Origin of the sequence: Achromobacter sp. JUb104 (assembly GCF_024806975.1) — a bacterium.
In the GTDB taxonomy this organism is placed as follows: Bacteria; Pseudomonadota; Gammaproteobacteria; order Burkholderiales; family Burkholderiaceae_B; genus Achromobacter; species Achromobacter spanius.
The window spans coordinates 24089-38390 of sequence record NZ_JANUEY010000002.1; the positions used below are offsets into that span (position 1 = coordinate 24089).

Annotated in this window: 15 protein-coding genes; 11 read left to right on the plus strand and 4 right to left on the minus strand. The window is 63.9% G+C overall.

Features of this window, described 5'->3' with window-relative positions; all coding sequences use genetic code 11:
- Nucleotides 1–705: a GntR family transcriptional regulator gene (locus M2361_RS12000; protein ID WP_100855003.1), complete on the plus strand. Its 705-nt coding sequence runs from the start codon at nucleotides 1–3 to the stop codon at nucleotides 703–705.
- Nucleotides 706–714: 9 nt separating this feature from the next.
- Nucleotides 715–1785, plus strand: coding sequence for a glycerol dehydrogenase (locus M2361_RS12005; RefSeq protein ID WP_259249309.1), 1071 nt, complete (start codon nucleotides 715–717; stop codon nucleotides 1783–1785).
- 38 nt (nucleotides 1786–1823) lie between these two features.
- On the opposite strand, the gene M2361_RS12010 is transcribed toward M2361_RS12005, so the two are convergent.
- The 3 genes from M2361_RS12010 to M2361_RS12020 are packed head-to-tail and all read right to left on the minus strand — an operon-like array spanning nucleotide 1824 to nucleotide 4502.
- Nucleotides 1824–2759, minus strand: a complete 936-nt coding sequence (locus M2361_RS12010; RefSeq protein ID WP_259249310.1) for a 3-keto-5-aminohexanoate cleavage protein — start codon at nucleotides 2757–2759, stop codon at nucleotides 1824–1826.
- Complete coding sequence (locus M2361_RS12015; RefSeq protein WP_259249311.1) at nucleotides 2752–3720, minus strand: 3-hydroxyacyl-CoA dehydrogenase; 969 nt, start codon at nucleotides 3718–3720, stop codon at nucleotides 2752–2754. Before M2361_RS12015 ends, M2361_RS12010 begins: the two co-directional genes overlap by 8 nt.
- Nucleotides 3720–4502, minus strand: a complete 783-nt coding sequence (locus M2361_RS12020) for an SDR family oxidoreductase (protein WP_259249312.1) — start codon at nucleotides 4500–4502, stop codon at nucleotides 3720–3722. The genes M2361_RS12015 and M2361_RS12020 overlap by 1 nt, the downstream gene beginning before the upstream one ends.
- Nucleotides 4503–4833: 331 nt before the next feature.
- Between M2361_RS12020 and M2361_RS12025 the strand changes: the two genes are divergently transcribed.
- The 6 genes from M2361_RS12025 to M2361_RS12050 all read left to right on the plus strand — a co-directional run bounded on the left by M2361_RS12025 (nucleotide 4834) and on the right by M2361_RS12050 (nucleotide 11312).
- Nucleotides 4834–6033, plus strand: a complete 1200-nt coding sequence (locus M2361_RS12025; RefSeq protein ID WP_100854998.1) for an ABC transporter substrate-binding protein — start codon at nucleotides 4834–4836, stop codon at nucleotides 6031–6033.
- A gap of 121 nt (nucleotides 6034–6154) precedes the next feature.
- Nucleotides 6155–7021 (plus strand): branched-chain amino acid ABC transporter permease, encoded by an 867-nt coding sequence (locus M2361_RS12030; RefSeq protein ID WP_100854997.1) that lies wholly within the window; start codon nucleotides 6155–6157, stop codon nucleotides 7019–7021.
- Nucleotides 7022–7043: 22 nt separating this feature from the next.
- A complete protein-coding gene (locus M2361_RS12035; protein WP_259249313.1) occupies nucleotides 7044–8825 on the plus strand; it encodes an ABC transporter permease subunit in 1782 nt (593 codons plus the stop codon).
- Complete coding sequence (locus M2361_RS12040) at nucleotides 8818–9522, plus strand: ABC transporter ATP-binding protein (RefSeq protein WP_100854995.1); 705 nt, start codon at nucleotides 8818–8820, stop codon at nucleotides 9520–9522. Before M2361_RS12035 ends, M2361_RS12040 begins: the two co-directional genes overlap by 8 nt.
- An 18-nt stretch (nucleotides 9523–9540) precedes the next feature.
- Nucleotides 9541–10536 carry an NAD(P)H-quinone oxidoreductase gene (locus tag M2361_RS12045; RefSeq protein WP_259249314.1) on the plus strand — a complete coding sequence of 332 codons (996 nt, stop codon included), beginning with the start codon at nucleotides 9541–9543 and terminating at the stop codon, nucleotides 10534–10536.
- 8 nt (nucleotides 10537–10544) lie between these two features.
- A complete protein-coding gene (locus M2361_RS12050; protein WP_259249315.1) occupies nucleotides 10545–11312 on the plus strand; it encodes an SDR family NAD(P)-dependent oxidoreductase in 768 nt (255 codons plus the stop codon).
- 48 nt (nucleotides 11313–11360) lie between these two features.
- Here the strand turns inward: M2361_RS12050 and M2361_RS12055 are convergent, their stop codons facing one another.
- Entirely contained in the window at nucleotides 11361–12023 is a 663-nt protein-coding gene (locus M2361_RS12055; protein ID WP_259249316.1) for a thiopurine S-methyltransferase, read from the minus strand.
- A 235-nt stretch (nucleotides 12024–12258) separates the two neighbouring features.
- On the opposite strand from M2361_RS12055, the gene M2361_RS12060 reads away from it, so the two are divergent.
- The 3 genes from M2361_RS12060 to M2361_RS12070 all read left to right on the plus strand — a co-directional run bounded on the left by M2361_RS12060 (nucleotide 12259) and on the right by M2361_RS12070 (nucleotide 14134).
- Nucleotides 12259–12804 carry a sigma-70 family RNA polymerase sigma factor gene (locus M2361_RS12060; protein ID WP_259249317.1) on the plus strand — a complete coding sequence of 182 codons (546 nt, stop codon included), beginning with the start codon at nucleotides 12259–12261 and terminating at the stop codon, nucleotides 12802–12804.
- Nucleotides 12801–13499, plus strand: a complete 699-nt coding sequence (locus M2361_RS12065; protein WP_259249318.1) for an anti-sigma factor domain-containing protein — start codon at nucleotides 12801–12803, stop codon at nucleotides 13497–13499. The genes M2361_RS12060 and M2361_RS12065 overlap by 4 nt, the downstream gene beginning before the upstream one ends.
- Before the next feature lie 86 nt (nucleotides 13500–13585).
- A complete protein-coding gene (locus tag M2361_RS12070; protein ID WP_050448386.1) occupies nucleotides 13586–14134 on the plus strand; it encodes a fasciclin domain-containing protein in 549 nt (182 codons plus the stop codon).
- Nucleotides 14135–14302: the final 168 nt, after the last annotated feature.

Sequence of the window (14302 nt, forward strand, 5' to 3'; positions counted from 1 at the left end):
ATGCCCAGCCTTAAACCGGTAAAGAAAGAGAACCTCTCCGTCAGGGTCTACAACGAAATCCGCAATGCCCTGATCAATGGGCAGTACGAACCCGGCGAACGCCTGATCATTGGCGAATTGGCCCAAGAGATGGGCGTGTCGATCACGCCCGTGCGCGAAGCCATCTTCCGGCTTATCAGCGAACAGGGCCTGGAAATGCAGGCGGCCACGGCCGTCTACGTGCCTTACGTGAATTCGGAAAAGCTGCGTGAAATTCAGCAGATTCGTTTCCATCTGGAAGGCATGGGCGCGGCCGAGGCCGCGCAGCACATCACGCGCAAACAGTTGGACAACCTGATCGCCCTGCAGAAGGACTTCATTTCCTGCACGTCGACCGACCCCAAGCGTGCCAGCTACCTGAATCGCAAGTTCCACTTCGCCATCCTGGAAGCCAGCAACAAACCCATCTTGCGCGCCACCGTGGAATCGTTCTGGGTCATCACCGGCCCCATCCTGAAGGTGTTCCACGTCAAGACTGCCGGGCTGGACTATTCCGAAAACGAACACCGCCACGAAGCCGTGTTGCAAGCGCTGGAAGCGCGCGACTCCGAGGCCGCGCGCAACGCCATTCAGGCCGACCTGGTCTGGGGCGGCAAGATCATGATCGACTGGCTGGTCGAACGCGAAAAAGAGCTCGACTACCGCCCTCCCGTGCCACGCAAATAGGAAGACGTCATGCTGAAGATTTTTGGCGCGCCCGGCCGCTACATACAAGGCGCGGGCGCCCTGGACAGCCTGGGCCAAACCGCCGCCCTGTTCGGGCGCCGCGCGGCGCTGGTCATCGACCGCTACGTCCATGGCGTGCTGGGACCAAGAATCGAAGCCCTGTGCGCCGAGCACCACGTGGCGCTGACGCCACTGATCGTTGAAGGCGACCTGACGCCCGAGCTGATCGCCAACCTGCGCGCGCAGGCCGACTCCGCGGGCATCGACTTCGTAATCGCGGTGGGCGGCGGCAAGTCGCTGGACGCGGGCAAGGCGGTGGCGAAGTCGTCGCACTGCCACCTGATCACGGTGCCGACGGTGGCGTCCAACGACGCGCCCACCAGCAAGAACTACGTGCTGTACGACGCGCATCACAGCCTCCTGGCGGTGGAGCACATGTTGTTCAACCCCACGATCGTGCTGGTGGATACGGCCATCATCGCCACCGCGCCCGTGCATTTTTTCCGCGCCGGCCTGGGCGACGCCGTGTCGAAGAAATTCGAAGCCGAGCAATGCCAGCGCAACGGCGGCAAGAACATGTACGACGGCGCCCCGCTGCTGACGGCGCAACTGATCGCCGACGGCTGCTTGCGCACGCTGCTGGCCGACGGCGTGGACGCCGTGGCGGCTGCCGGCACGGGCCAACCCACGCCCGCCTTCGAGCGCGTGGTGGAAGCGATGATCCTCATGAGCGGTCTCGGTTTTGAAAGCGGCGGCCTGTCCATCGCGCATGCGCTGACGCGCGGGCTACCCAAGATCGGCGGCGTGGCCACCGCGCTGCATGGCTTGCAAGTCGCGGTCGGCCTGCTCGTGCAACTGGATCTGGAACAGCGCAACGACGGCATGTTGGCGTACTTGACCCAGTGGTACGCCCAGGTCGGCCTGCCCACCACGCTGCGCGAACTCGGCGCGGCCGACATGCCCAGCGATGCGGACTTGACGTTGGCGGCCGAACTGACGCTGAACGCCCGCCACGCCGCCAACTTCGATCGCCCGCTGGATGTCGCCACGCTTGCCGACGCGCTGCGCCGCCACGCCTGAACGCGGCGGCGAGGCGCCTGCCTGATCAGAACTCCAACTCAGAACGCCACGTTGTCCCGGCCTTTCAGGCCGAGCTTGGCGCGCGCTTCGTCAGGCGTGGCCACTTCCAGGCTCAGCGCTTCGACGATGGTGCGGATGCGTTCGACCTGCAAGCGGTTGGACTCGGCCAACTGACCCGGCCCGATCCACAGCGAATCTTCCAACCCCACCCGCACGTTAGAACCCATCGCCGCACCGATGGTGGCCAGCGGCATTTGATTGCGGCCGGCGCCCAGAATGGACCATTCGTAATCGTCGCCGAACAGCCGGTCGGCCGTGCGCTTCATGTGCATCAGGTCTTCCGGGTGCGGGCCAATGCCGCCCAGGATGCCGAACACGGATTGAATGAAGGGCGGCGACTTGACCAGCCCACGGTCAACGAAATGCGCCAGGTTGTAGAGGTGGCTGATGTCGTAGCACTCGAACTCAAAGCGCGTGCCGTTGGCGTTGCCCAACGTCAGGATGGATTCAATGTCCTGGTAGGTGTTGCGGAAGATCAGCGAACGGCTGTTCTCCAGGTGTTCGCGTTCCCAGTCGTGCTTCAGCTCTTTGAAGCGATCCAGCATCGGGAATAAACCGAAGTTCATCGACCCCATGTTCAGCGACGCCAACTCCGGCTTGAACGTCGTGGCCGGGCGCATGCGCTCTTCCACCGTCATGTGGGGGCTGCCGCCGGTGGTGATGTTGATGATGGCGTCGGTCTCGTTCTTGATGCGCTCAAGAAACGGCTTGAACAGTGCCGGGTCTTGCGACGGTTTGCCCGTTTCGGGGTCGCGCGCATGCAGGTGCAGCACGGCCGCGCCCGCCTGGGCCGCGCCGATGGCGGCGTCGGCAATCTCGTCGGCCGTGACCGGCAGGTGCGGCGACATGCTGGGCGTGTGGATCGCGCCCGTCACGGCGCAGGTAATGACGACTTTCTGTTTGGGCTTAGCCATGCTTGTCTCCATCCTGTTGTTTGTGGCGCATCAAGCGCATCAGTTTTTCGTCGCGCCAGAAGCGGCGCTTGGCAAGGTCTTGTTGCGGAAGCAAGCGGCGGCGTTCGTCCGCCAGCGCCTGCACCAGCGGTTCGTCCCAGGCCACGCATTCGGTTTGGTCCGCGCCAATGGACTGGTACAGCCCGCCGTAGCGCGCGCAATAGTCCGCGATGCCGCCGGGCGCGTTCAGGTCGATGGTTTCGAACGGCCCCATGAACGACCAGCGCAATCCCAAGCCATCCTTGACCGTCGTGTCGATGTCTTCGGCGCTGGCGATGCCTTCCTTGGCCAGCCGGAAGGCCTCGTGCAGCAAGGCGCCTTGCAGGCGGTTCAAGATGAAGCCTTCGATTTCACGGCGCAGCCGCACGGGCTTTTGCCCGATGGCCGTCATGATGTCGCTGGCGCGTTGCAGCGCGTCCGCACTGGTCCACGGCGCGGGGCAAAGCTCCACGACGGGAATCAGATACGGCGGGTTGACCGGATGCGCGACCAGGCAGCGATGGCGGCCCGGCAGATGGTCGGTGAACTGGCTGGCGGGAATGCTGGACGTGGAACTGCCGATGACGGCGTCAGGCTCAGCCACCGCATCCAACGCCGAGAACAGCGCACGCTTGATCTCAAGCTTTTCGGGCGAATTTTCCTGGATGTAGCACGCGCCCTTGACGGCATCGGCCAGGCTGTCGGCAATGTGGACGCGGCCGATGATGGCGTCGGCGTCCGTCAGCAAACCCTGAGCTTGCAGCTCGCGCAATTGCTGCAAGATCAGCGCGCGGGCTTCGGCCAGCATGGTTGCGTTGACGTCGTGCAGGCGCACTTGCCAGCCCTGGCGGGCGAACACGATGGCCCAGCCCTGGCCGATCAGGCCCGTTCCGATAATGGCGGCGGTGTGGGGAGCAGATTGGACTGCGAAATCGGCGCCCATCAGTAGAGCTTCTGCGTAAAGCCGTCGATCACCAGCGCCTGGCCCGTCACGCTGCGGGCCGCCTCGCTGGCGTTGAACAACACCGTGTTGGCGATGTCGCGCGCGGTGACCATGCGACCCAGCACGGCCTGGCCTTCGTACTGCGCGGCGATCTCATCCACGGGACGGCCCAGCGTGTTGGCCTTGGCGGCGATCACGGCGCGGATGCGCGGGCCTTCGACGGCGCCCGGCAAGATCGCGTTCACCCGGATCCCGTGCGGACCCAATTCGATGGCCAACGACTTGGTGAATCCGATCACCGCCCACTTGGACGCCGAATACACCGAGCGCCCGGCAAAGCCCAGATGGCCGGCGGCGGACGACAGGTTGATCATCACGCCGGCTTTGGATTCTTTCAGCAGGGGGATGGCCTGGCGCGCGCACAGGAATTGGCCGGTGATGTTGACGGCCAAGGTGCGGTCCCAATCGGCCTTCGATAGCGTTTCGACATAGCCCGTCGGGCCCGCCACGCCGGCGTTGTTGATCAGAATATCCAGCCCGCCCAGTTTCTGCTTGACGGCGGCAAAGAGCGCGCCCACGCTGTCTTCGTCCGACACGTCCGCCACCATGGCCTGCACGCCGGGCAGTTCGGACGGGATGGCGGCCACGCGCGCCTCGTTCACATCGCACACGAAAACCGTTGCGCCGGCGTGGCGGAAAACCTTGGCCATTTCCAAGCCCAGACCATCCGCGCCAGCGGTGATCAAGACCCGTTTTCCGGCGAAATCGACTTCCTCGAACATGCTGTTGTCTCCTGGTTCTTATGGAAAAGCGCGCGTTTGATCATATACGATATATGACGTAGCGCAATATTTTCTGGCATGATGACGCGCACCAACAGCCCCGGAAGGGCACCGTCCGCCTGGCGGAATTTTGCGCTTTATTTCCCATACTATCGGCCGCTAAGGCTTTATTCATGCGGCTTTAGGGAATTCCCCGATTCGGCTTGAAGCGGCCCCCACTAGAATCCAATTCGGGGTTTTTGTACCTGGCCGGCACATATATCATATATTTAAAAAAGACGGACAACACTCAAAACAGTCCGCATCCCATACCGACAAAGGAGCGTAGACAGTGTTCAAGTTCAACAAGATTATTTTGGCGCTGGGCGTGTGCGGCGCACTGGCAAGCGGCACCGCGGCGGCCGACATGAAAGTGGGCGCCCTCTTCCCGTTCAGCGGCGCGCTTGCGCTTCTGGGACAAGAGAGCTATCGCGGGCTGGAGCTTGCCGTCAACGAAATCAACGCCGCGGGCGGCGTCAACGGAGAAAAGATCGAACTCATCAAGGCGGACGCCGTGGACCCGACGCAAGCCGTGTCGGAAACCAAGCGCCTGATCTCGTCCAACGTGGTGGGCGTGTTCGGCAGCTACGCGTCGGGCATCTCGTACGCGGCCACGCCCGTAACCGAACTGGCCGGCGTGCCCTATTTCGAACTGGGCGCCACCGCCCACAAGATCACCACGCGCGGCTACAAGTACCTGTTCCGCAGCAACCCCAACACGGCGCTGTACGGCGTGTCGGTGGTCAACGCGCTGCATGACACCATCGCCCCGGGCATGGGCCTGAACCCCAAGGACATCAAGATCGGCATCATCCACGAAGACGGGCCGTATGGCACCGACGTGGCGGCCACCGAGAAAAAACGCGCGCAGGAACTGGGTTACACCGTGGCCGAAGTACTGCCTTATTCGGCCAAGACGGTGGACTTGTCGTCGTTGATCCTGCGCTTGAAAGGCGCCAAGGTCGACGTCGTGCTGCAAACGGCCTACCAGAACGACGCCATCCTGTACTTCAGCCAGGCACGCGCGGCGGGCTTCAAGCCCAAGGTCGTGATTGGCGCGGGCGGCGGCTACTCCCTGGCCGACACGGCCAAGGCCGTGGGCGCCGACATGAACGGCGTGTTCGACCTGGACTTTCCCCAATCGTCCATCAACCCGGCCGGCGCACCGGGCCTGGATAAATTCCTGGCCGCCTACAAAGCCACCTACAAGAGTGACCCCCAGTCCGGCCACAGCCTGACGAACTACGTGGGCGCCAAGGCCTTCTTCGAAGCCATCGGCAACGCCAAGTCCACCGACAAGGACAAGATCCGCGAAGCTGTCCTGGCCTACAAGAAGCCGGCCGGCCAAACGGCCAACGGCTGGGCGTTCGACTTCGGCGAAGACGGCCAGAACAACGCGTCGACGTTCTACGTCATGCAGTGGCAGGACGGCAAGCTCGTCACCATTGCGCCCAGCAACCTCGCACTTGGCAAGCCCATCTTCAAGAAGTAAGCGCGACGCCAGTGATCAGGCGCTCGGGGGCGCCTGACGTTTCCCGGGATTGTCGCGTCCCGGCGCGGCCGACTTCACAGCGGCCACGCCGGGGCCGCGTCCCGCTCTAAGAGGTTGCACCATGGATATTTTCATTCAACTGGTCATCAACGGCCTGTTGCTGGGCGGCGCATACACCATCATCAGCCTGGGGCTGACGTTGATCTTCGGCGTCGTGCGCGTCGTGAACTTCGCGCATGGCGAGTTCCTGATGGTTGGCATGTACCTGGTTTATTTGATTGCCGCGCAATTCGGCGTCCACCCTTATGTGGGCCTGGTGCCGGTAGCGGTGATTCTGTTCGCGCTGGGTGCGCTGACGCAAAAGGGCATCATCCAGCCGCTGTTGAACGCCGACCAGCACATCCAGATTTTCGCCACAGTGGGCGTGTCCACCATCTTGCTGAACCTGGCGCTGGTGATCTTCGGCGCCAACGTGTATCGCGCGCCGGTGGAGCTGGGCACGAACGCCATCGATGTGGGCAATTTCTCGATGGTGACGGGCCAACTGATCACCTTCGTCATCGGCATCAGCCTGGCGATATTGCTGCATCTGTTCATGCATCGCACCTATCTGGGCCGTGCGCTGCGCGCGGTGGCCCAGCATCGCTATGCCGCCACGCTGATGGGCGTGAACGTCAACAACGTCTACGCCATCGCCTTCGGCCTGGGCACGGCGTTTGTCGGCATCGCGGCGGGCTTGCTGGCGCCGCAGTATCCGGTGTTTCCGACAGTGGGCACGTACTTCGTGCTGACCGCCTTCGTGATCGTGGTGCTGGGCGGACTGGGCAGCCTGTACGGCGCCGTGGCCGGCTCCATGATCATCGGCATCGTGGATACGCTGGCCGGTTATTACATCGCCCCCGACCTGAAAGAGGTCGTGTATTTCGGGATCTTCCTCTTGATCCTTGTCTTGCGACCGAACGGCCTGTTCGGCGTCGGTACAGAGTGATCAGAGCCACAAGGAGCGAGACGTGTTTCCCGACTTTCGAAGCCCCAAAGCCTACGTCAGCCTGATTCTGCTGATTGTGATGTTCCTCGTGCCCGTCATCATGGGCACGCCTTTCTGGACCAACCTGTTTGTCTTGCTGTTCGTCTTCGCGTCGCTGTCCGTGGCGTGGAATATCGTGGGCGGCTATGCGGGCCAGCTTTCGCTGGGCCATGCAGTGTTCTACGGCATCGGCGGCTACACCGCCACGCTGCTGACGCAAAACTTCGGCATCTCGCCGTGGATCGGCATGCTGGCCGGCGCGGCGATTTCAGCGGCCGTGGCCATCCTGATCAGCTATCCCACCTTGCGGCTGCGCGGCCCGTTCTTCGCGCTGGCCACCATCGCCATTCTTGAAGTGGTGCGCCTGCTGGTCATCCACGAGGAAAGCTGGACGGGCGGCTCCAGCGGCATCAGCCTGCCGTTGAATATCGGCTGGGCGTGGATTGTGTTCCGCGAAAAGCTCAACTACGTGATCATCGCGTTCGGGCTGTTCCTGTTCGTGACCTGGGTGTCGTGGGCGATACGCAAGTCACGCCTGGGCCATTACCTGATCGCCATCCGCGAACGCGAAGACGCCGCGCTGGCCGTGGGCATCCATACCGTGCGGGTGAAGATCATCGCGGCCGTGGTGTCCGCCATGCTGACCAGCATCATCGGCACCTTCCACATCACCTACCTGACCTTCGTGGACCCTAGCTCGGCGTTCTCGTTGGAACTGTCGATTCAGGTGGCCATGTTCGCGTTGATCGGCGGCCTGGGCACCGTGGCCGGCCCCATCGCGGGCACCTTCCTGGTGCTGCCCATCGCGGAACTGGCGCGCGGCTGGCTGTCCAGCGTGGGCAACGGCATGCACGGGCTGATCTACGGCCTGATCCTGGTGGCCGTGGTGCTGACCATTCCGCGCGGGCTCGCCGGTGCGTTCGGCCCCGCCATCGAACGCGGACTGGCGCGCTTGCCGTATCTGGGCACGCCTCGCAAGAAGCGGCAATTGGCTGACGAACTGCGCCTGCACAGCGCCACCCGCTCCGAGCAGCCGGTGTTGAAGGCAGACAAGCTGTTCAAGAGCTTTGGCGGCCTGCGCGCCACCAACGACGTGTCGCTGACGCTGAACCAGAACGAAATCCTGGGCATGATCGGGCCGAACGGCGCGGGCAAGACCACGGTGTTCAACCTGCTGTCCGGGTTTCTGTCGCCAGACAAGGGCGATATTTCGATGCTGGACGCGGACGGCAACTGGGTCACCTGCAAGACGCCGGACGAGTTTGCGCACAAGGGGCTGGGCCGCACGTTCCAGATCGCCAAGCCTTTCACTGGCTTGACGGTGTTGGAAAACATCATGCTGGGCGCGTTCATCCGCACGTCGAACCGTGACGAGGCCGAGCAGATTGCGCTGAAGGTGGCAGAGCAGACGGACTTGACCAAGTACCTGAACACCGAGGCGCGCAGCCTGACGGTGGGCGGCATGAAGCGTCTGGAAATCGCCCGCGCGCTGGCCATCAAGCCGCGCATCCTGCTGCTGGACGAAGTGATGGCTGGGCTGAACCCGACCGACATCGAGAAGTCCATCCAGATGATCCGGCGCATCCGCGATTCCGGCGTGTCGGTGCTGCTGATCGAACACATGATGCAGGCCACGATGGCACTGTCTGATCGCATCATCGTCCTGAACGAAGGTGGCGTGCTGGTCAGCGGCGCGCCGAAGGACGTGGTCGAGAACCCCGCCGTCATCGAGGCGTATTTGGGCAAGGAGTACCAGGATGCTTAAGGTGTCGAATCTGACGTCGGGCTATGGCAAGAGCCAAGTGCTGAACGGCTTGAACTTCGAGGTCAACGCGGGCGAAATCGTGACCCTGATCGGCGCGAACGGGGCGGGCAAGACCACCACCCTGAAAACGCTGTGCGGCGTCATTCCCACGCTGCAAGGCAAGGTGGAATTCGAAGGCCGCGACCTCACCAACCACAACCCCTACGACATCGTGGACGCCGGCATCACGATGATTCCAGAAGGGCGCCAACTGTTTCCGCACTTCACGGTGAAAGACAACCTGCTGATGGGTTCATACAAGCGCGCCGCGCGCCCCATCGTGCAGCAGAAGATGGACGAGGTGCTGCGCATTTTCCCGCGCGTGAAAGAACGCCTGTCGCAATACGCCGGGTCATTGTCGGGCGGTGAACAGCAAATGGTGGCCATCGCGCGCGGCATGATGGCCGACCCGAAGCTGCTGGTGTTCGACGAGCCGTCGCTGGGCTTGTCGCCCCTGCTGGTGCAGCAGATGTTCGACATCATCCGCGACGTCACCTCGCATGGCGTGACGGTGCTGCTGGTCGAGCAAAACGTATTCCGCACCCTGCGCCTGGCCGACCGTGGCTACGTGCTGGAAAACGGCGCCATCGTGCGCACCGGCACGGGCGCCGAATTGCTTAGCGACCCGCATGTAAAGAAGGCCTATCTGGGCCATTGAAACCAGGATCTTCCGCTTATGACCCTACGCTGCACATTCATCGACCATGGCAAGGGCGGCACGCCTGATTGCATGCAGGTTGCCCAACGCGACATGGAAGCCCCCACCGGCCGGCAGGTGCAGATCGAAGTGGCCTACGCCGGGGTCAACCGCCCCGACGTGCTGCAACGTTCGGGCTCGTATCCGCCGCCGCCCGGCGCGTCGCCGTATCTGGGGCTGGAAGTGTCCGGCACCATCATCGGCGTCGGCCCCGACGTCACCGCGTGGAAGGTGGGCGACACCGTCTGCGCGCTGACGCCCGGTGGCGGCTACGCCCAGTATTGCCTGGCCGACGAACGCCACTGCCTGCCCGTGCCGCGCGGCATGGACCTGCTGACCGCCGCGGCCATTCCCGAAAACTACTTCACGGTCTGGACCAATGTGTTCGACCGCGCGCGCCTGGCGTCCGGCGAAAAATTCCTGGTGCATGGCGGCTCCAGCGGCATCGGGCTGACCGCCATTCAATTGGCCCGCGCGTTTGGCGCCGAAGTCTGGACCACCGTGGGCAACGCCGCCAAGGCCGAGGCCTGCCTGAAAGCCGGCGCGCATCACGCCGTGCTGTATCGCGACACCGACTTCGAAGCCGAGGTGCGCCAGGCTACCCAAGGCGTGGGCGTGGACGTCATCCTGGATATGGTGGGCGGGTCTTACATCAACAAGAACATCAAGCTGCTGGCCGTGAACGGGCGGCTGGTGCAGATTGCTTTCCTGGAAGGCAGCAAGGCCGAAATCGATGCCCTGCCCATCATGACCAAGCGGCTGCAATTCACAGGGTCCACGCTGCGCCCGCGCTCCGATGACGACAAAGGCGCCATCGCCCAGGCGCTGGCCGCGAAGGTGGTGCCGCTGATGGAACAAGGGCAATGCCTGCCGCTGATCCACGAGGTATTCCCGCTGGCGGATGCGCCCCGCGCGCACGCCCTGATGGAAAGCAGCCAGCACATCGGCAAGATCATGTTGAAGGTGGGTGCATGAGTGCAGACATGAAGGCTCGCTTCGATGGCCAGGTCGCCATCGTGACGGGCGCGGTAGGCGGCATCGGCTCGGCCATCGTCGAAGGCTTTCTGGCCGAAGGCGGGCGCGTGGGCTTGATTGATTTCAATGCGCAGGCAGGCGCGGCCTACGAACAGGCGCTTAGAAAGCGCGGCCATGACGTGGTGTTCGTGCCGGCCGACGTGGCGCACTACGAGCAGTGCCAGGCCGCCTACGACCGCATCACGGCCGAACTGGGCGCGGCCACGATCCTGGTGAACAACGTAGGCATTTCCCCCAAGACCGACGGCCGCGCGCTGAAGGTCTGGGAGATGCCGCCGGGCGAATGGGATAAGGTCGTGTCGGTGAACCTGAACAGCGTGTTCTACATGACGCACCTGGCCACGCCGCACATGGTCAAGCAGCGCCAGGGGCGCGTGATCAATATGTCGTCGGTGGCGGGCAAGGCGTACTGCGACATCGTGGCGGCGCATTACGCGGCCACCAAGGCCGGGCTGATCGGCCTGACCCGGCATTGGGCCGCCGAACTGGGCGAGTTCGACGTCACGGTCAATGGGCTGGCGCCCGGACGCATCAGTACGCCGCTGCTGAAAAGCGTGCCTCAGGAAATCAACGACGCCGTGGCGCGGGTGACGGCGCTGCGCCGCCTGGGCACCCCGGAAGAGGTGGCCGACGCCTGCCTGTTCTTCGCGTCCGATCAGGCCCGCTTCGTTACCGGCCAGGTACTGGATGTGGCGGGCGGCTGGCTGATGACCTGAAAGGCCTTCGCCCACTTCGCACCGCGCCGCCACATCCGGGTTCCGGGATCAGGCGTCTTGCACGCCCAGCCGGTACACCACGGTATCCAGCCGGCTGACGCCCGCGCTCTGGAACTTGGGCTCCTTGTCCAGGATGCCGCGGCGGTCGATGATGACGGCCGGGGCCACCCCGGTGAAGATGGCCTGCACTTCGCTGTCCACCACCGAGAATGGCGGCCCCGCCATCTCTTCCTGCGGATAGTCCAGCGTGATCAGCAGGCCCCGGCTGGCGGGCGATAGCTGCCCGTAGACGTGACGCACGTAGTCTGCCCGCATGTCTTCGGGCAGCGCGACCAACGCCGCGCGGTCGTAAGCGCCCACGCAGTGCGACAGCAGTTGCGAATCCAGCTTGAAGATGTCGCCACAGATGATTTCAATGTTGCCCGCCACGTAGTGCTTGCCGTAGACGGATTCATGCGTGACGGGCCGCAGCTCGTTTTCGGTGAAGAACTGTTCCACCGCAAGCTGGGAAAGCTCGATGCCCAGCACCGAGTGCCCCTGCGCCGCCAGCCACACCATGTCCAGCGATTTGCCGCACAGCGGCACCAGTACCCGTCCACCCTGCGGTACGGCCAACGTGGGCCAGTACTTCTGCAAGAGCGGCGTAATCCGGGTCTGATGAAAGTGCGTGCGCCCTTCGCGCCAGCGTTCCAACCAGAATTCTGCGTCCATGTCCTGTCTGCTCCTCCTGTGTGTCGATTGCAAGCTCTACGCTTTTGTCCGGGCCAGCCGGGGCCCGGGGGGGTGTGCACGCGGCATGCCGAGTTTGCCGGGGTTTCCCGGTTTGCCTGACGCTGCCAAGTGTGCCGGGCATTGTAGTGCGCTGATCAGGGCCCCGTTCAATAGTGACGCCGGCGCCCTGGCCCGGTATGCTCTGCACCAGCGCGCCCTTCCCTCTTAGGAACCGATGCCCGACGCTCAACACCTGCAGGCCCTGCTTGTCCAGTGCGCGGAAAAACGCGAATCCGCACTGGCTGAGCTTTATCGCCTTGCGTCCCCGCATCTGTTTGCCCTGGCCAGACGTATGTTGAGAGACCAGGCCGCCGCGGAAGACGTGCTGCAAGAGTGTTTCGTATCGATCTGGCGCCAGGCCGGCCAATACCAGGCCGAGCAGAGCCAACCCATGACGTGGATGACCCGCATCGTCCGGAACCGCTGCATCGACCGCCTGAGGCGGCCCGACGTCGTGGTGCCGGACCCGGACGACACGCTGACGCTGGCAATGGCCGACGACGGCCCCGGCCCGCTTGCCCGTCTGGAAGCCAGCCAGGAAGGTCGCCGCCTGGCCGACTGCATGGGCCAGTTGGAAGGGCCGCAACGGGTTGCCATCGCCATGGCGTTTTTCGATGACCTGGCGCATCCCGATATCGCGGCTCGCCTGGAGACGCCGCTGGGAACGATCAAGAGCTGGATACGCCGTGGCTTGCAACGGCTGAAAAGGTGCCTGGAATGAATTACCGCCACCCCGAACTGCAGGACCGCCTGGCCGCCGAGTACGTGCTGGGTGGCTTGCGCGCGGGTGCGCGGCAGCGCTTCATTACCCTGATGCGCGATGACGCCGGCCTGCGGCGCGCGGTTACTGAATGGGAAGACCGGCTGTTGCCGCTGGCGATGGCCCTGCCGCCCGAGACGCCACCCGCGCATGTCTGGCAGGCAATTGCCGCCCGCATTGCAGCGATGCCCAAGTCTGTACCTACCTCCGCCGCGGCGCGCACGCCTTCCGCGCCGCGTGGCCTGTCCTGGTGGCGCGCCTTGTCGGCCGGCTTGGCGACCGCCGTGGTGGTGCTGGCCTTCCTGATGCTCAAGCCGGCCCCCACACCGACCGAGGTACGTACCGTTGCCGTGCTGTCCGGCGAGAAGGCGCCCGGCGCCATGGTCGTGAATACGTTGCCGGACAACCGCCTGGCCGTGCAGCCCATGCAAGACCTGGTGGCGCTGGCCGATGGCCGCGCGCTGGAATTGTGGTCCATCACGCCCGGACAGGCGCCTCGCTCGCTGGGCCTGGTACTGCCCGGCCAGACCACGGTGCTGGCCCCCAGCCTGCTGCCGCAACAGGGCGACACGGTCGCCATTACGCTGGAACCGGCGGGCGGCGCGCCCGGCGGCATCCCCACCGGCCCGGTCGTCTTGAGCGGCAAGGTCATCTGACCAGGGTTAGTCCTTAGGCTAAACACGCATCTAATCGCAGGCTTGCCCCGTATCTCCTCATGACGGCCACACAAAAGGAGATCGTCATGAAATTGCTAGCCTCGATTGCCATCGCTTGCTCGGCCCTGACCCTGTCGCCCACGTTCGCGGCGGACGTCATGGTGGGCGGCCAGCCGATGATGCCCGCCAAGAATATCGTCGCCAACGCGGTTAATTCCGCGGACCACACCACGCTGGTGGCGGCGGTGAAGGCGGCGGGCCTGGTGGATACGCTGCAAGGCAAGGGCCCGTTCACGGTGTTCGCGCCGACGAACGCCGCCTTCGGCAAGCTGCCCGCGGGCACCGTGGATACACTGGTCAAACCAGAAAACAAGGCCACGCTGACCAAGATCCTGACCTACCACGTGGTGCCCGGCAAGATGGATTTCGACGCGCTGGCAGCACGTATCAAGAAGGGCGGCGGCAAGACCGAGTTGACGACCGCCAGCGGCGGCAAGCTGTGGGTGATGATGAACGGCAAGCACAACCTGACCCTGAAGGACGAAAAGGGCGGCGTGTCCACCATCAGCACCTATGACGTCTATCAGTCCAACGGCGTGATCCACGTGATCGACACCGTGTTGATGCCGAACTGATCGTTTGATTAAAAGCGGCCCCACAGGGCCAGCGTTCCAGCCCGGCCTGCGCGCCGGGCTTTTTGCGTTGGACTTTCTACGTTTGGCGCCTTTGTTTTTTACGGCGCGCCGCGCTTCCGGTATCGTAGGCACCCGTCCCCGCCCTGACGCCAGCACATCCCTCTTTCA